At 47.7% G+C, this 16,043-nt stretch carries 16 protein-coding genes and 1 pseudogene; 9 read left to right on the forward strand and 8 right to left on the reverse strand.

Annotated features, from left to right (window positions below; all coding sequences use genetic code 11):
* Window positions 1-21: 21 nt before the first annotated feature.
* Together MSED_RS04210 and MSED_RS04215 are read left to right on the forward strand one after the other, a co-directional pair.
* Complete coding sequence (locus MSED_RS04210; protein ID WP_012020789.1) at window positions 22-789, forward strand: hypothetical protein; 768 nt, start codon at window positions 22-24, stop codon at window positions 787-789.
* A gap of 134 nt (window positions 790-923) precedes the next feature.
* The gene (locus MSED_RS04215; RefSeq protein WP_012020790.1) at window positions 924-2,075 is read left to right on the forward strand and encodes a pyridoxal-phosphate-dependent aminotransferase family protein; all 1,152 of its coding nucleotides are present in this window, start codon (window positions 924-926) and stop codon (window positions 2,073-2,075) included.
* Here the strand turns inward: MSED_RS04215 and MSED_RS04220 are convergent.
* The 4 genes from MSED_RS04220 to MSED_RS12275 all read right to left on the reverse strand — a co-directional run bounded on the left by MSED_RS04220 (window position 2,070) and on the right by MSED_RS12275 (window position 4,294).
* The gene (locus tag MSED_RS04220; RefSeq protein WP_048060011.1) at window positions 2,070-2,288 is read right to left on the reverse strand and encodes a hypothetical protein; all 219 of its coding nucleotides are present in this window, start codon (window positions 2,286-2,288) and stop codon (window positions 2,070-2,072) included. The two genes, MSED_RS04215 and MSED_RS04220, sit on opposite strands and share 6 nt — an antisense overlap.
* Window positions 2,289-2,345: 57 nt before the next feature.
* The gene (locus tag MSED_RS04225) at window positions 2,346-2,831 is read right to left on the reverse strand and encodes a 3-isopropylmalate dehydratase small subunit (RefSeq protein ID WP_012020791.1); all 486 of its coding nucleotides are present in this window, start codon (window positions 2,829-2,831) and stop codon (window positions 2,346-2,348) included.
* Entirely contained in the window at window positions 2,828-4,075 is a 1,248-nt protein-coding gene (locus MSED_RS04230; RefSeq protein ID WP_012020792.1) for a 3-isopropylmalate dehydratase large subunit, read from the reverse strand. The genes MSED_RS04225 and MSED_RS04230 overlap by 4 nt, the downstream gene beginning before the upstream one ends.
* 63 nt (window positions 4,076-4,138) lie before the next feature.
* Window positions 4,139-4,294, reverse strand: a complete 156-nt coding sequence (locus tag MSED_RS12275) for a hypothetical protein (RefSeq protein WP_012020793.1) — start codon at window positions 4,292-4,294, stop codon at window positions 4,139-4,141.
* A gap of 502 nt (window positions 4,295-4,796) precedes the next feature.
* Between MSED_RS12275 and MSED_RS04235 the strand changes: the two genes are divergently transcribed.
* Both MSED_RS04235 and MSED_RS04240 read left to right on the forward strand, forming a co-directional pair.
* Complete coding sequence (locus MSED_RS04235) at window positions 4,797-5,564, forward strand: winged helix-turn-helix transcriptional regulator (protein WP_012020794.1); 768 nt, start codon at window positions 4,797-4,799, stop codon at window positions 5,562-5,564.
* A gap of 50 nt (window positions 5,565-5,614) precedes the next feature.
* Complete coding sequence (locus MSED_RS04240; protein WP_012020795.1) at window positions 5,615-7,567, forward strand: serine/threonine-protein kinase; 1,953 nt, start codon at window positions 5,615-5,617, stop codon at window positions 7,565-7,567.
* Between the two features lie 380 nt (window positions 7,568-7,947).
* Here the strand turns inward: MSED_RS04240 and MSED_RS04245 are convergent, their stop codons facing one another.
* The gene (locus tag MSED_RS04245) at window positions 7,948-8,457 is read right to left on the reverse strand and encodes a hypothetical protein (RefSeq protein ID WP_012020796.1); all 510 of its coding nucleotides are present in this window, start codon (window positions 8,455-8,457) and stop codon (window positions 7,948-7,950) included.
* Window positions 8,458-8,488: 31 nt separating this feature from the next.
* Between MSED_RS04245 and MSED_RS12140 the strand changes: the two genes are divergently transcribed.
* Entirely contained in the window at window positions 8,489-8,905 is a 417-nt protein-coding gene (locus tag MSED_RS12140) for a hypothetical protein (RefSeq protein ID WP_144418738.1), read from the forward strand.
* Here the strand turns inward: MSED_RS12140 and MSED_RS04250 are convergent.
* Window positions 8,840-9,502 carry a hypothetical protein gene (locus tag MSED_RS04250; RefSeq protein ID WP_012020798.1) on the reverse strand — a complete coding sequence of 221 codons (663 nt, stop codon included), beginning with the start codon at window positions 9,500-9,502 and terminating at the stop codon, window positions 8,840-8,842. The two genes, MSED_RS12140 and MSED_RS04250, sit on opposite strands and share 66 nt — an antisense overlap.
* A gap of 366 nt (window positions 9,503-9,868) precedes the next feature.
* Between MSED_RS04250 and MSED_RS04255 the strand changes: the two are divergent.
* The 3 genes and pseudogenes from MSED_RS04255 to MSED_RS04265 all read left to right on the forward strand — a co-directional run bounded on the left by MSED_RS04255 (window position 9,869) and on the right by MSED_RS04265 (window position 14,107).
* Window positions 9,869-11,086 (forward strand): annotated as a pseudogene (locus tag MSED_RS04255) (RNA-guided endonuclease InsQ/TnpB family protein).
* Window positions 11,087-11,225: 139 nt separating this feature from the next.
* The gene (locus MSED_RS04260; protein WP_012020799.1) at window positions 11,226-12,065 is read left to right on the forward strand and encodes a CBS domain-containing protein; all 840 of its coding nucleotides are present in this window, start codon (window positions 11,226-11,228) and stop codon (window positions 12,063-12,065) included.
* Window positions 12,062-14,107 (forward strand): type IA DNA topoisomerase, encoded by a 2,046-nt coding sequence (locus MSED_RS04265; RefSeq protein WP_012020800.1) that lies wholly within the window; start codon window positions 12,062-12,064, stop codon window positions 14,105-14,107. The genes MSED_RS04260 and MSED_RS04265 overlap by 4 nt, the downstream gene beginning before the upstream one ends.
* Before the next feature lie 69 nt (window positions 14,108-14,176).
* Here the strand turns inward: MSED_RS04265 and MSED_RS04270 are convergent, their stop codons facing one another.
* Window positions 14,177-14,464, reverse strand: a complete 288-nt coding sequence (locus MSED_RS04270) for a hypothetical protein (protein ID WP_012020801.1) — start codon at window positions 14,462-14,464, stop codon at window positions 14,177-14,179.
* Window positions 14,465-14,524: 60 nt separating this feature from the next.
* Complete coding sequence (locus MSED_RS04275) at window positions 14,525-15,319, reverse strand: MBL fold metallo-hydrolase (protein WP_048806914.1); 795 nt, start codon at window positions 15,317-15,319, stop codon at window positions 14,525-14,527.
* 205 nt (window positions 15,320-15,524) lie between these two features.
* Between MSED_RS04275 and MSED_RS11795 the strand changes: the two genes are divergently transcribed.
* A complete protein-coding gene (locus MSED_RS11795) occupies window positions 15,525-16,040 on the forward strand; it encodes a hypothetical protein (RefSeq protein ID WP_012020803.1) in 516 nt (171 codons plus the stop codon).
* The last annotated feature ends 3 nt before the right edge of the window (window positions 16,041-16,043 follow it).

Below are 16,043 nucleotides of genomic sequence, written 5' to 3' on the forward strand. Positions count from 1 at the left end.
ACAGTTTCTTAGGGTTTATAGATGACAAAAGTCAAGGCCTTCCTTCTGATATTGATGTCCTTTGCCATTTTCCTGTCCATTTCAAAGTTTCATCTTCCGCTCTCTTTATCTCTTTTCTCCGCACTGGCGTTCTGGACTGGGATAGGAGCTCTTCTTTTCCCAAGGCTTAAGTGGGGAGGTGGAAAGTTCTACTGGATAACATTCCTGGCTTATTTCATCTATCATTCGCTGGTCTATGCCTTAGTTCTTGGCATGATTGAACCTGGAGGGATAACTGCCCTAAGGTTAGTGAGTCAGATTCACCTTGGTTACGGCTTCGAGGTCCCTCCTCCACTTGAATACTTCCCCTATTGGATATCCCAGTCCCCAGCATTCTGGATCATACTGGGGGGCTACGAGGCCGACGTAGTTCCCTACACTATTTTCATGGGCTTACTCCTGGGCAATCTCATGGGATTGAACGTTTCCTACATCACCAGGCTCGGCCTCCTGAGGAGAAGGATGGGGATAGCTAGGTCCCTTCTGGTTTTACCCTCGGTAGGTGTCGTGTCTGGGGCATCGTGTTGCCTTGCACTTCCCACGATAATTCTGTACACCTTTGCACTCTCAATCCCTTCCATTGCCTCTCCTATCCTTCTAGTCTTATCATCGCCTACCTACTTCACTTTCGTATATTACGGACTACCCGTCCTATCAGCTCTGGCCCTTTACGTGAATCTTCGCCTCGTTTCGAGAATGGTGCTCACATGCGAGAGGCAAAGGGAGTTAAATCCAGATAGTCCTTCGTGATTCAGTTAAGGATGTGGGATTCCCTTCATCAAATAATCAACTTTAACTGGGGAGTTAAAAATCCCTTGAGCGAAGGGATCTTTCACGTTGACTCAAACCCTCATAAGTTAAAAGCAAACAGCTAATTATACCATATGACAAGAAAACTCCTCATGCACGTAGGCCCCGTAACCATAGACTACGACGTATTGGTTGCGGGTCTTAGGGGTGACACAGGATTCACCTCGCAGGAATTCATCGATGCAATGTCGTTTTCCCTGAAGTATCTAAGAAGACTCATGGGAGCTGACGAGACCTACCAACCTTTCATAATACCAGGGGGAGGTACCTCTGCCATGGAAAGTGTGGCCTCTGTCCTGAGACGCGGAGACAAGGTCTTGGTAGTATCCAACGGCGTGTTTGGAGATAGATGGAAGGCAATTTTCAACCGCTATCCTGTGGCGGTAGACATTATCAAGGCTAACCCTGGTGAATACGTGAAGCCTGAGGAAGTTGAGGAAAAGGTTAGTGAGGAGAAGTACACTCTCGTGGCGATGACTCACGTCGAGACTAGCACCGGTGTTAGGGAACCCATACAGGAGGTCACAAAGAGGATCAGGGATAAGGTTGACCTCATCGCGGTTGACGGTGTAAGTAGCGTTGGGGCAGAGACCGTGAAGGCCAAGGATTATCAGGTGGATATCTATCTCACCGCGAGCCAGAAGGCCATTGGGGTTCCACCAGGTGCGGGTCTCCTGGTCCTCTCCGAAAGGGCAGTATCTAGGCTATCTGACGAGTCGGTTGCTGGATATTACCTTAACCTCAAGAACTGGATTGACGTTATGAGAAACCTTGAGGAAGGGAAGGGTTCATATTTCGCAACTCTTCCCGTTCACCTCATCTTTATGTTAAGCAAGGCCTTTGAACTCATGGAGAAGGAGGGACTAGAAAACAGGATTAAGAGGCACGAGAAGGTGGCCAAGGGCATTAGGGCTGGGATTGAAAGCATGGGTCTAGACATAGTGGCCAAGAGACCTGAGGCCTACAGTAATACCGTCACCGGGGTCCTTCTAAAGAAGGCCAACGCTGGAGACGTCTTGAGGGAGGTCATCTCTGAGGGGTTGGAACTTGCACCTGGGGTTCATCCCGCCCTCGCAGGAAAATACTTCAGGATTGGCCACATGGGCTGGGTTAATCCCAATGACGTAATTACGACCATAGCAGTGCTGGAAAGGGTTCTGAAGAGGTTAGGTGAACCCGTCAACGTCGGTGAGGGAGTAAGGGCGGTTCAACTCACGTATTCATAACTTTTTCGTGGAGCGTTTAATCAGTATTCCTATCTCCTTCCCCAGTCTAACTAAGAATAGAGTGGAGCCAAGCTCCACAAGATAGTCCACAACGGCAAGGACGACACAGATCGAGGGATTTATCTGCCCCGTCACTTCTCTAAACGTGAATAAACTGATGGGGTAATCGAAACCCCAAAATAGGAGTGACAGTAGAATGTAAGTAATCTTCATCAATATAATTTCGAGACTCGAAGTTAAAAACAAAATTGTTTCAGCAAACTCTCCGTCTTAGGCTGAAACTTTCTTGAGGTACTCCATTATACCGCCGGACTTTAGGATATCCAGTGCCATTCCCGTAATTCCCTTACCCTTCAGGACTCTGCCGTTCACAGTAATCTCCCCTGTCTCGACGTTAATCTTAACGACATCACCTTCATTTATTTCCTTGGTTGCGTTGGGTAAGGTTATCAGGGGAAGCCCGTTGTTTATGCAGTTCCTGTAGAATATCCTTGCGAAACTTTCAGCTATCACGGCTTTCACTCCTGCGGCCTTTAGCGCGATTGCAGCCTGTTCCCTAGATGAGCCCATACCAAATACCTTCCCTGCAACGATTACAACACCCTTAGAGGCCTTCTTGTAGAACTCTGGGTCCAAGGGTTCCATGGCATGCTGAGCTAGGTAAGCGGGATCCGTGTACTTCAAGTGCCTTGCTGGGATTATGATATCAGTATCTATCTTATCACCGTACTTCAGAACTGGACCTTCCACGATCATTGCACATCCCTCGGATCAGTTATGTACCCTGTAGCTGCTGAGGCAGCCGCAACCGAAGGCCCGGACAGGTAGACCTTAGCCTCGTTGCTCCCCATCCTACCCCTGAAGTTCCTGGAGCTCGTGGAAACTATAACCTCCCCTGGACCAGCGACTCCGAAGTGACCGCCTAGACATGGCCCGCAGGTACCGTAGGTCACCACACATCCAGCATTAACTAGGTCTTCGATGTAACCCATTTCCATGGCCTGCTTAAACATCGTGTAGGAAGAGGGAATGGCTATACACCTGGTCTTGACCTTCTTCCCCTTGAGGATCTCCGACGCAATCCTGAAGTCTGATAGCCTACCGTTGGTACAGGAACCGATGTAGACCTGATCCACTGGGACCTTGGACTCCTCCCTTGCGGTCTTAACGTTGTCTACGCTGTAGGGCGCAGCCACAAGCGGTTCCAGTTTGTCTAGCTCAATTGTGTGCTCATCTAGATACTTTGCCCCAGGATCTGGGGTCACGAGCTCAACTTCCTTCCCCCTCATGGTCTTTATGTAATCCTTGGTCTCGACGTCAGGGACAAACATGAGGGCATCAGCGTTCATCTCTATCCCCATGTTGGAGACCGTCGCCCTATAGTCCATGGGGAAAGCCTTGGGGTTCTCGACGTGAACCTCTATGGACATTCCGTTAAAGTAATCAGCCTTGAACTTACCCAGCAACTCTAGGGCTACATCCTTTCCATTTATCCACTTACCGGGGTTTCCCTTGAGGGTTACCTTGAAGGGCTGAGGAACCACTAGCCAAGTTTTACCCGTGATCACGGCGGCAGCAACGTCGCTTGCTCCCATTCCCTGGGCAAACGCTCCCACGGCACCAGAGGTTGTCGTGTGACTGTCGGCAGCCACAATCACCTGACCAGGTAGGGCGTATTGTTCTATGAGAAGCTCGTGAAGAATGCCCACGTTAATATCATGAAAGTTAGGTAGTCTCATCTCCTTCACGAACTTCCTTATGTTACCTTGGATCTCTGCGCTTCTGACGTCAGGTGGCGGTGCCAAGTGGTCGAAGGCTACAACTATTTTTGTCTTATCGAAGATCTTCATCATGTTAGCCTTCTCCATTACCTCAATTACGTGATATCCCGTTAGGTCGTGGAAGGCCACTATGTCAGTCTTTGCCTCTATGACGTCACCGGGCGAAACAGTTTTTCCTGACGCCCTTGAAAGTATTTTTTCAGTTAATGTACCTGTCATATCAAGGCAATGTATTATACGCTAAAAATTAAGCTTTCCATTAAACATAGTTCGTTTTTCGTCCTAACTTCGTTTCGGATAGACGAGATAGCCCTTCCCCTTCTCGTAGGAGATGAAGGTGTATCCGCAGTTGGGACAGGACTTTGTAATCACGTTGCCTTCCTTGATGAGCTTCTCCTCGACCACTTGCTTGCACGATGGGCAAGTTCTTCTGGCCATGAAGTTGGTTTAGGTTAGAAACTCTTTAAAGGGGTAAGGCCAAGGAGCCTGCACTCCTATGGTACAAGTAATATAATGGTAGTTAAGGGACCTGAAAGTTTTTAGCCGTAAGGTCTTACCACATACCCTCTAAACGTTTTCACATCTAGCCATTTTGTTGGTGTTACAAGGCTACAAGTGCTGATGAAGGTTAGGATTATTTAATGGTTTTGAGACTCGTTATGGTCAACTTTCATGACATGGTGTACAGTGAGCTCCTCATGGAGAGAAATCCTTCCACCAGAGGGAATGCTCTATCTGCGAGGTTAGAGTAATTCAGCGATATGCAACTTGATGTTGTTCAGCCTTCAGTTGCAGGGGCCACGAGTCACTAGTTTCGTGAAATGCGGTCCCTCACTTTACAGTTAATCTTTAGATTGTTTCTAGTCTAGAAGCTAAATTGGTCACAATCGAAAAGTATATTTTGGGAAATCCATATTATACAAGTTTAGGATGGTTACTCATGGATGATGTAAATAAGAGAATAATTCTGTACCTGATGAGAGACTACAGGTACTCGCAAAGGAAGATCGCGAAGGAGTTGAACATATCCCCTCCTGCGGTCAACTATAGGGTAGAGAGGATGACCAAGGACTTGATCATAAAGAGGGTCGCGCTTTACGTTAACCCCAACTTTTACGGGAAATATCACGGTTACGTGGCCTTCCCGAACACGAGGGATTGGGATGGGGAGTACGTCTTTAAGGTGAAATGTATTGAACACGTTAACGTCTACGAAATTGAGGCCGAGAGCAAGGAAGGGCTGAAGACCAAGATTAGTGAGATGTCCGCGAAGCTCGGGGAACCGACCATGGTTTACATTCCAGAACAGACCCCCTATAATCCTTCCACGTTTGATCTCAGGCTTCTCTCCGTACTCAAGGAAAACCCCACCATGACTCCCGTGGAGTTAAGCGAGAGGCTGAAGGTCTCATCGAAGACTGTGAGGAGGCACCTGAGGTACCTCTACAAGAAGGAGTTCATTAGGTTAGTTCCCATCGTCGACCTTGACAAATCTGGGGTTATCATGTATGCGGTCTTTACAAGCAAGGTTGAAATTGCAAAGAAGTTCTTCCATTCAACCCTGTTCAGGGAAGTATCTGACAAGGATGCTGGAGTCTTCGTGAACATAGGTAATTCAATTCAAGAAGTTTGGGATAAGGTAAGCAAATTCAGGGAGTTTGATCCCAAAGCGGACCTCATGATAGCCCAGTCTTACGACGTGGCGTAAGGTAATATCGAGCCAATTCATAAAAAAGGTTTTACCACAAGTATTACTGTGTGAGTTACGCTTTCATCCGAGATAACAAGGTTTACTTGCTGTCCAACGGCGTGTTGACAGAGATTAACGAAAGGTTGAAGGTTAAGGACAGCGTTATGGGATATGTCGTATCGGAGGAAGGAGGAAAGATAAGGTTCACGAAGGTTCCGATTCACGATTGTTCCAGGCTTTCCTACTTTTCCGGCGTTTTGAGGGATTATCTAAAAGGTTCGGTGGCCGTATTTGAGTCCTCAGAATCTGCTTGCGTTCTGCTCAATCCACCTTCCCTAAAGACTGGACTAACTTACGACCTCGTTGCCGGGAGGGTGTTTCTTAGGGGAGATAAGAGGTCAGTCATGGAGGCCATGGATCAGTATGACGTGGTTAAGTTTGCCCTCGAGAGGTACGGAGATGAGGAGGTCAAGAGGAGGGCAGTTATCTCTCTGGTTAGGCTGGACAAGTGCGACGAGGCTATTTCCCTGTATACCTCCCTGAAGGAGAAGGACCCCGAGGAATCGCTTGCGGTAGCTGAGTGCTACGAAAAGACGGGGAAGGAACTTGAGGCCCTTAAGATTTACTCCTTCTTTTCGGAGGAAAAGTACAGAGAACTGGAGAGTAAGTTGATAGCTAAGGCTGACGCTCTCATCACAGAGTTCGAGAAGCAGGGCAATCCCAAACTGTTGATTGAGGCTCTCAACGTTCTACCCACGTACGATATTCCAGCTGTGAAGCTTGGGCTTCACTACCTTAACAAGAACAAGGTGGAGGAGGCAGTGAACATGTTCGAGGAAGCCCTCAGAAGGAACAGAAACTTCCAGAACCTAGTCCTCTTGGGATCGGCACTCCTAAGGAAGGACCCCAAGAGGGCGCTCGAGGTCTTGGATGAGGCCCAGAAGATCAGGAGAACGGCCCCCCTTGCATACCTGAGGGGGAAGGCCTTTGAGGCCCTCAACTCTCCACCCCACGCAATGAGGGAGTACCTCTACGCCTGCAGGGAGGGCGTAGTAGAGGCCTGCTCCAAGGCCATACCCGCAACTAGGCAAGAGTTTGACCCGGACCAGTGGATAGGTTACGTCCTATACGGCTACGAGATAAGATCAGTCCTTGGGAGAGGGGGGATGGGTTACGTCCTACTCGCCGAGAAGAACGGGAAGCAGTTTGCCATGAAGGTAATGAAGAAGGAGTACAGGATGGACGAGTTCCTGTACGAGGTCGCAAAGATGCAGGAGATCTCCAAGGGCTCTAGGAATATGGTGAGAATCCTTGCGAACTTCATAGACGAGAACTGGACCGACTACTACGGTTCTCCCCCAGCGATTGTCATGGAGTACATGGCTGGGGGTGACCTTAGGAGGATACTGGCGGATGAGGAGTACTCGTCTCTAAGGCACTCCGTAAGATGGGGAGAGGTTGTTTCCCTGATCTACTCCCAGATCGCAGATGCCGTGATTCACCTCCACAAGCAGGGATATGTTCACGCTGATATAAAGCCCTCGAACATCCTATTTGACAGGGCCTTGTCTAAGTATGGGGAGGAGGCTGAACAACAGCTGTTGAAGGGAGACGTAATTCCTAGGTTATCCGATTTCGGTAGCTCCATCAGGGTAGGTTCCCCCGTTATTCACTATACACCCTATTACGCTCACCCGAAGCAGAGATTCGGAGGGAAAGCCGAGACCAGCATGGATGTTTACTCCTTCGTTGTGTCGCTCTACGTTACCCTGACCAACAACTTCCCCTATCCCGAGTGGCTCGAGAGGGAACTTGAGGAGGCTATTATCTCTCCCGAGAAAAGGGCTGACGCTCTCAAGGACTTCTATTCTGTTGAGCCAAGGATGGACTACGTTCCTCAGGAGTTCAGGGAGATAATCCTGTCCGGACTTAGGGGAGATCCAACCATGGAGCAGATAAGGAGGGAGTTACTGTACGTGGCCAAGTACGACTACAACCTTCCCGTAGAGGTTAGCGTATAGGTAGAGAGATTGGGTAGGCCATCTAGAAACGGGAAAACATGCCTTTATTCACCAACCTTTAATCTAGGTTAGGACCTAAGGTGCCAGGATAGTAGTTAATTTACGCTTATTCATAGCCTTGAGGTTAGATCTCCTGCGTTTCAAGTTGCACAACTTTTGGGTTAAAGACTATAACTGATCTTAAGGGTAATTAGGCAGGATCCCTAAGTTCATATCTCAGATATCAACTAAGTTCCTTCAATGTGTTTTTACTCCCTCCCACAATAAACGGTTAAAGGAAGCGTCTCGCCTGGAGGGACTGCCCGAGATACTTGTGTATTTGACGTTCGAAATGCCTAGAATACACACCAAATCGACAAAGTCTCTCACTTGGATAACTATTAGGAACTTGATGAGGCAGATTCACACCTAAAATTTTCGAGGGAGACAATCTCTAGATCTGGTAATATTCTTGAAATCTTTTCTGCAATATCTTTCAGTCTACCTCGAGGATCTCTCTTGCCATTAATTATTCCGTTCGCGTATGTCATGACAACTTTGTAAATCTTTTCGAAGTCAGTATCGTTGGTAATCAAAGTAATTTTATCAAACTCCCGTCCCTCAAGGAGCGAATACAGTTTACTGAAAATTATTATATCAAACGCGCTCGGGTTTTTTTGTAGATTATTCAATGTCTTGTCTATTTCTCTAATAATTAATATTATATCCTTTAATGGACCACTATAAACACGATTTACTACTTCAAAAGTTGTATTTATCTTGATTTCTATATCTTTTATAAAATCTCTTAAGTTATTACTTTTCTTAGGACCATAATTATCTTTTATTTCCTCATAGCTAAGATTAATAATTTCATCCTTTCCATCTTGAATGATCCTCTTGCTTAGCATTTTCCTTATACCTCCTCGAGGAATAGCTCGTTTGGCCATAGGTTATTCTTGGCTGTTTCTTATGAATAAGGCGTTTTTTGTAGACACGAATATTCTTGTTTCATGGTTATATTATAGGGGGAGCAGGAGTCACAACTTAATAAATGAGGTTGTGAGTTGCATAAATAAAGGTGGAGGAAGGCCTAAGGTTTTAGAGGACACGGTTGAGGAATTGGCTACAATAACCTCCGATGCCTACCTGATGGCAGGAATTATTTTGAAAGAACGTCTTAAACCTGATTGGGACGTCTCAGGGTTATCGAAAAGGGCAGGAATCCTTGAGGAAATACTAGTGAAATATGACGAGATCTATGAAGAGACCTATGACCGCTTGAGTAAAAACCTAAAGAAGGCTAGGATTTACAAAAAACTTATCTCTGGACATGAAATGCAACATAATACCTTTTAAGACTGTTATTTCCCCCATAATCTCGTTCTTTAGCAGGAATATAACTATTGGTATCCCGAAAATAAATACTGTGGAATTTATTAAGTCGATTAGCTTTCTTTCTTTAGATACATGAATCGTCTTAATATTAACTTTCTTCTTAGAAATTTTCATCTGACCCATGATTGAATATAGGTAAGTCAAGAAATGGAGATAAATGCTGTAGTAGTACGCTATAAAATAACCGGAGTAGTCCTTTGAGGTCTCCTCCACGAAATTATCAAGGTTCTTTTCTAGTACTCTTATGAATTTTTCCAGTTTATTCATGGCTAATTTCCTGTATTCTCCAATCGTGGTGTTATGCTCCACGAGGGAATTATAGAGGTCTAATTCCTCTTTCATTTTCTGGTACTTTTCGGAAATGATTTCCAATGCATCATCAGATAAGGGGTTGGCTAAAGCATTAATTAACATTTCACCTATTTCAATAATCTCCGTGCCATACCTTTCGACGATGTAATCTCCCATCTTTTCAATTAACCTAGAGATATGAAGGGGTTTAGCAGTGTCCCACTCAGCATACTCCGAAAATGATCTCAAAATCTCTTCAGATAGCACTCTCTTTTACCCCAATATCTAACTTCACGGCTAGAACATAAATGAGTGTAGTTTATCACCAGCTTCTGCAGATAAAGCCATCAGAGGAGTCAAGAGGGTGAAGAGTATCCTTCTGACATGAAAGGCCCTCTAATATGAAAGACGACAAAAAAGAGATACTTCGTGTGATGGATGTGATTGATGGTTCTCTTACTTTTATCTAGGGACCTTGAGTTTGAGGATCACATAGGCGAGTTCATAGGAAAGTTCGTCGAGAAAGCGTCACAATTTAACATTACTGGGGATTGAGGGGGCGGAAGTCCCTATCCGCGTGGGGATGGATAGCCCCAGAAAAGATTTTGTATCAAGAGAAACTTCTATATAGCGTTGAAATCAAAAGGCAACAAGGTAACCCTCTCATTCAAGTACAGGGCATACCCGACACCAGAGATAGAGAGAAAACTCATCAACACGATGGAAATAGAGGCGAAAGTGTACAACAAGTTACTGGACTACATCACGGAGAGAAGAAGACAGGGAATGAAGGCAACACAGTTCGACACTCAAAAGCTACTTAAGGACATGGACGAGAAACACGAGATGTACTCTAAAGCCCTACAAATGGTAAACAACGTCCTATGGTACAACATCAAGGTGTTATCAGAACTAAAGAGGAACGAAAAGAAAGTGGGGAAACTAAGGTACAGGAAGGCGTTCAAGATAGTCTGGTACAACCAATCTGGGTTCAAATTGCGAGGCGATAAGCTCCATCTATCCAAGATAGGAGAGATCAAGCTCCTTCTACATAGGCCAGTACAGGGAGAAGTGAAAGGGGTCATCCTGAAGAGAAGTAAAACAAACAAGTGGTACGCTATCTTTCAAGTTGAGCAAGAGAAGCAACCCCTAGAAAGGACCGGTAGAGCCGTGGGGATTGATCTAGGTATAGAGAAGTTCGTTACAACGAGCAATGGTGTTGTAATCGAGAACCCTAAACTCCTAGATAGGAGGGAAGAGAGGATCAAATTGTTACAAAGGAGATTATCGAGAAAGAGAAGGGGTTCAAGGAATTACGAAAAGGCTAGACTGAAGCTCGCTATGGCTTACGAAAGGCTTGAGAACACTCTTAAGGATTATATCCACAAGATAACCACGTGGTTAGTCAAGGATCATGACGTAATAGTTGTTGAGAAACTGAATACATAAGGGATGGTACAGAGCTCTTTCGGTAGGTTGAGGAAGCACATCTTCTACTCCAAGTTCTCAACCTTCCTCCATCACCTCTCCTACAAGGCTGAAAGAGCTGGTAGGAGGGTGGTCGAGGTGGACCCAGCTTACACGTCGCAGACCTGTTCTAGGTGCGGGTACAGGGGAAAACTTGGTCTGTCTGATAGGGTATTTCGTTGCCCTAATTGTGGTCTTGTAATAGATCGTGATTACAACGCGTCCCTAAATATCTTGAAACGCGGGGTCGGGACTGCCCCTCTGCCTGTGGAGGGGGAACCTCTACTGTTCACCTTTCACGAGGCGGTGTACAGCAAGTTCTCCCAAAGAAGCAGGAAATCCCCATCGCGAGGTGGGGATGCTCAGTCCGTAAGGGCGGAGTAGTTCACCGTGTATTGATAATAGAAGGAGATATTTCACAATCTAGCAGAGCGCGATAATCCACGCTAGCTTAACAAGGTTAACGTTGACACTCAATTAATTTAACAGGAAATCCTTTTAGGTAAAAGCTCGAGATTATCCCATGATAGTTAAAACGCTCATGAACCCAAATCCCCCCATAATCTCAGTTAGTGACGGACTCAAGGAGGCCTTTAAGAAGGTTAACGACAGGGGGCTAGGCAGGGTCATAGTGGCAGACGAGGTTGTGAAGGGTATCCTTTCCACAAGGGACCTCCTCTCAATTCTCCTCAGCTTCTGTCCCTCAGCTTGCACGCAGGCTGACCTTTACAAGATGGGAGTTACCCCAGCCTCAGGCTACATGACCGTGAATCCTATGACCGTTGCAGAGGACCAGGACGCCCTTGAGGCAATCACAATCATGGTGACCAGGAACTTTGGGTCTCTCCCTGTGGTCAATGCCTCACGTAGGCCTGTGGGGATGGTCACGGAGAGGGACTTTCTCCTCATGTTTCAGGACCTTGACCCCATGTTTTCCGTGTCGGGTTTCGTCACCCCTAGAGTGAATACTGTGTTTCGAGACACCCTACTGGAACAGGCAGTTAGGATGATGCTGAGGAGGGGGTTCAGGAGACTTCCAGTGACTGACGAGGATGGAAAAGTAGTTGGCATGGTAACTGCAGCTGACGCGGTGAAGGCAGCAGCGAAGGCCGTCGAGAAACTTGAACCGGAGCTCTTCTTCGGGAGGAGGATAAGGGATATCATGAAAACTCCAGTGGTAACGGTGGAAGAGGACAGGTCAGTCAACGAGGCAGCTGCGCTCATGATCACGAAGGGGATCGGGGCCCTGGTTCTCCTGGACAAGGAGGGAAGGGCTAAGGGGATTGTGACCGAGAGGGACCTGCTCATCGCCCTTCACTACCAACTCCATCTTCCCTTCGTCAAGGGTAAGAGTCACGCATGAAGCTCGTAATCACGGAGAAGCCCAGCGTTGCGCTGGATATAGCGAGGGCCCTGGGTAAGCCAACGAGAAGGCAAGGTTACCTCGAGGTTGGGGAATACCTAGTTACGTGGACCTACGGTCATCTCCTCGAGATTGGCGAGATTGCGCCGAAGAGGTGGAATTTGAAGGATCTTCCCATTTTCCCTGAGAAGTTTGAGTACGACTTGATCAAGGGTAAGGAGAGTCAGTTCAAGGTTGTGAGGAAACTGCTTGAGGGAGCTGACGCGGTAATAAACTGCGGTGATGCCGGGAGAGAGGGCGAGCTCATAGTGAGGGAACTCCTCGAGTTCACGGGATATCGCGGGAAAGTGTTGAGGCTCTGGACCTCGGAGGCCCTCACACGGGACGTGGTGTTGAGAGAGCTCAGGAGATTGAGGCCAAGCTCGGAGTTTGACAGCCTCTACTACAGTGCCCTAGCCAGGCAGAACGGCGACTGGATCGTGGGGATTAACCTGACCAGGCTCGTCACCTTGAAGGCAGGCGGTGGGGAGGTCTGGAGTGTTGGGAGGGTCCAAACTCCCACCCTCGCGATGATCGTGAAGAGGGACAGGGAGATAGAGGCGTTCAAGCCAGAGATCTACTACGTTGTGCTCGCGGGGTTTGAGGGAGAGATGAAGGGTGTGATGTTGAGGAATGGGGAGGAGGCAAGACTCGCAAGGGAGGAGGCGGAGCAGGTCGTGAATGCCTTGAAAAGCGTGAGGAGCGGGAGAGTTGAGAAAGTGGACGTGGAGAGAAGAGAGGAGAGGCCCCCACTACTCCACTCGCTCACTTCCCTGCAGAGGGAGGCAAACACGCTGTATGGCCTGTCCGCAAAGAGGACCCTCGACGTTGCCCAATCCCTGTACGAGGAGTGGAAGCTCATAAGTTATCCCAGGACTGACGCACGCTACCTTGGGGAGGGGAACAGGGATCTGGTTAAGGACGTCTTAAGGAAGCTTGGAAGGGGAGAACTGGTCCCTAGGGTAGACCGCGTGGGGAAGAGGGTATTTGATTCCTCAAAGCTCACTGACCACCACGCAATCATCCCGCTGGATAGGCCACCCGAGAACCTTCCGGCAATTCACAGGAAGGTGTACGACCTCGTGTACAGAAAGTTTGTTGGGGCCTTCATGGACGATTACGTGTATGAGTTGCAGAGGGTATTCATAAGACTTGACGGTGAGCTCTTCCTGGTTGAGGGAAAGAGGAACCTCCAGCTGGGCTGGATGGAGCTTTATCCCCACGAGGATAACCCCCTGAAAATCCCGAGCGGGGAGGTGAGGAAGGAGTGGGTGAAGGCCGAGGAGAGGCAGACCAAACCCCCCGCAAGGTTCACCGAGGCCTCCCTTCTAAGGGAAATGGAGAGGCTAGGGCTGGGGACACCGGCGACCAGGGCCGGAATAATAGAGACACTCCTCGAGAGGGGTTACGTGGAGAGGAGGGGGAAATCCCTTTACTCCACGGATAAGGGGAGAGAACTCGTGGATAAGCTGGGGGATAGCAAGGTTGTTAGCCCCGACATGACGGCGGAGTGGGAGAGGCAACTTGAGGAGATCTACGTGAAGAGATTGGGGGAGAAGGGGTATCAAGAATTCATGGAGGGAATAAGGAGGTTCACAAGGGAGGAGGTCGAGAGGCTCATGAAGAGAGAGTTTAAGGTGGAGAGAAGGGCAACCCCTGAAATGCTGAGGTTAGCTAGGGCCGTGTCCAGGGATCTCGGGGTTAAGCTTGAGGGAACTGGGATGGAGGAGGTAAAGAGGTTTCTGGATGAGAACCTTCCAAAGATGAGGATTACGTGTAAATGCGGTGGGGAAGTGGTAGGGTTTTCAAGAGGGTGGAAATGCAGGAAGTGCGGGACAGTGGTGTGGAGGGAAATAGCTGGGAAGAAGATAACCTTCAGGCAGGCTAAGTCCTTGTTTCAAGGAAAGGAGTTGAAGATGAAGGGGTTCAGATCTAGGACGGGGAAGAGATTCAGTGCAACCGTATACCTAGAGGACGGGAAGGTAAAGTTCAAATTTGAGTGACGTGGTGTCCTAGGATTTATGTCAAGTGTGTCACATGGGAAGTTGCACGGGAGCAGGTGATATAGGAGATTACTTAATTACACCCCTCTCCCTGGCTTGAGTTTCTATCTCCTTCAGTATATCGTCTATCCCCTCAAGGTTCCACTTGGACTTAACGTCTTGAAGGGTCTCCCTCTTCTCCTGGAACACCTTTATGACAACCTCGCTCACTAGCCTATGAGCTGGGCTTCCGTGACCCGTCTTGACCCCTGCCCTGGTGAAGAGCTCGCGCAACCTTGGGCTCTCCTCTATCTCATCGACAACGCAGAGGGGGACATCCTTTACCTCAACTTTATCGGACTTGAATTTCCAGGTCATGAGCTAATTAGAAACCTAAGTTAAAAAGGGTTTCATGGAGTCTCGAAGGCCATGAGGAGTTTATCCCCAGTAAACTACTCCCCTGCTCTCCACCCTGATGTCCCTGGCTACCTGACTCAGGATTGACTTTGCAGTGATCGAGTTCAGGATGACATTCGTCGGCTTGATCTCTCCTGTCCCCTTGCTCATGACCTTAACCACTACCTCCTCGGCAGTCGCACCCTGCGAGATCGCCTCCTTCACCCATGTTACGAGTTTCTCCCCGTGCTTAATGTTGAACTCCAGTACCTCAACCATCTTCCTCTTCTCGTAGATCGGGCCGTGAGAAATGGCCACGTTATCTAGTGACCTGAGTAGATCCTTCACAACTTTCAGGGAGTCCATAGCTGACCAGAAATCCACGTAGAAGGGGAAGATGAAACCCTCTAGAACCCTAGTACCGAAGAAGGCATCGCCCGCGTAAAGGACGTTTCCTAGAATGTAACCAGTGTGGCCCGGAGTGTGCCCTGGGAGTCTAACCTCCTGAACCTCTGAGGGGAGGGAATTATTCAAGGAGATTTGCTCCTTAACTAGGTCGTATGTGAAGAGGGCGGATTGGGCAGAGCTGAAACCGTAAGTCATGGCCCTCCTTCCAAGAAGGGATAGAGCCCACATGTCCTCCCTCGGGAGGTACTTCTTGCCTGCCTTAGTTAGTAAGCCCGCTATGTGGTCCATATGTCCGTGGGTTGCCAACTGGGCCTCTGCCTCAAGGTTTAGGGATGAGTTTTTACCTCCCTGGTCAACCACTATTCTTCCTTCGTAAATCAGCGTGTTGGGACTTCCGGGCAACACCTCAATATCTTTTGAGATTTTCATGGTAGTGGTTTGGAGGTCCGAGTTAATAACACGAGTTTTGAATAAGGATGGGATTGTCATGAAGAGGTTTTGGGGCGTAGTTTGCACAATACTCATTTTGAAGGCAGAGTGCTGAACTGCATGTGGGACGATAGATTCCTCATCCGGTTTATACCTATAGTTTTAGTAAAGTTAGGTTAGAAATTCGCTAGAAAAGTTTATATAGATGTTCTCCTTTTCTTTTTACAGATCTAAAATGGGAAGGTACATCAGGTCAAGGAGGGCAATATCTGGCGCAGTAACAGCTCTAATCCTAGTAATAGTAAGCGTAGCACTAGCCCTAGCAGTAGCGGTATTTGCTTTCGGTCTCTTCGGATCCTTTGGAGGTTCCGGTAACGGGATTCAAGTGGTAGGCACACCCGTAATAAATGTAAAGACTGCTGGTACAAATACTGTTGGTGCAAATTATAATATTACAGTGCAACTAACTGTTAAGAATACCGAGAGTACACTAGCTACCATAGAGTCTATAAGCATAGCCGGTCTCACTAACTCATCTGTAAATCAGCAGGTCGCTGCAGGTGCCACACATACTTATACTTTATATATTCTCGCCGAAACCTTACCAACAACTCTAGGGGTTAATAATGTAGGCACCTCTATCCCAATTCAAATAACCTTCGCGGCAGGTGCACTGAACCCCACACTTACTGTCTACGGCAACTTAAATACCAGCGTTTAGGCT

It is taken from the genome of Metallosphaera sedula DSM 5348 (assembly GCF_000016605.1).
Classification (GTDB): Archaea; Thermoproteota; Thermoprotei_A; order Sulfolobales; family Sulfolobaceae; genus Metallosphaera; species Metallosphaera sedula.

Bases quoted from the DNA above. Each gene is read 5' to 3' on its own strand.
- MSED_RS04210 (WP_012020789.1), top strand. From the start codon at position 22: ATGACAAAAGTCAAGGCCTTCCTTCTGATATTGATGTCCTTTGCCATT.
- MSED_RS04215 (WP_012020790.1), top strand. From the start codon at position 924: ATGACAAGAAAACTCCTCATGCACGTAGGCCCCGTAACCATAGACTAC.
- MSED_RS04220 (WP_048060011.1), bottom strand. From the start codon at position 2,288: ATGAAGATTACTTACATTCTACTGTCACTCCTATTTTGGGGTTTCGAT.
- MSED_RS04225 (WP_012020791.1), bottom strand. From the start codon at position 2,831: ATGATCGTGGAAGGTCCAGTTCTGAAGTACGGTGATAAGATAGATACT.
- MSED_RS04230 (WP_012020792.1), bottom strand. From the start codon at position 4,075: ATGACAGGTACATTAACTGAAAAAATACTTTCAAGGGCGTCAGGAAAA.
- MSED_RS12275 (WP_012020793.1), bottom strand. From the start codon at position 4,294: ATGGCCAGAAGAACTTGCCCATCGTGCAAGCAAGTGGTCGAGGAGAAG.
- MSED_RS04235 (WP_012020794.1), top strand. From the start codon at position 4,797: ATGGATGATGTAAATAAGAGAATAATTCTGTACCTGATGAGAGACTAC.
- MSED_RS04245 (WP_012020796.1), bottom strand. From the start codon at position 8,457: ATGCTAAGCAAGAGGATCATTCAAGATGGAAAGGATGAAATTATTAAT.
- MSED_RS04260 (WP_012020799.1), top strand. From the start codon at position 11,226: ATGATAGTTAAAACGCTCATGAACCCAAATCCCCCCATAATCTCAGTT.
- MSED_RS04265 (WP_012020800.1), top strand. From the start codon at position 12,062: ATGAAGCTCGTAATCACGGAGAAGCCCAGCGTTGCGCTGGATATAGCG.
- MSED_RS04270 (WP_012020801.1), bottom strand. From the start codon at position 14,464: ATGACCTGGAAATTCAAGTCCGATAAAGTTGAGGTAAAGGATGTCCCC.
- MSED_RS04275 (WP_048806914.1), bottom strand. From the start codon at position 15,319: ATGAAAATCTCAAAAGATATTGAGGTGTTGCCCGGAAGTCCCAACACG.
- MSED_RS11795 (WP_012020803.1), top strand. From the start codon at position 15,525: ATGTTCTCCTTTTCTTTTTACAGATCTAAAATGGGAAGGTACATCAGG.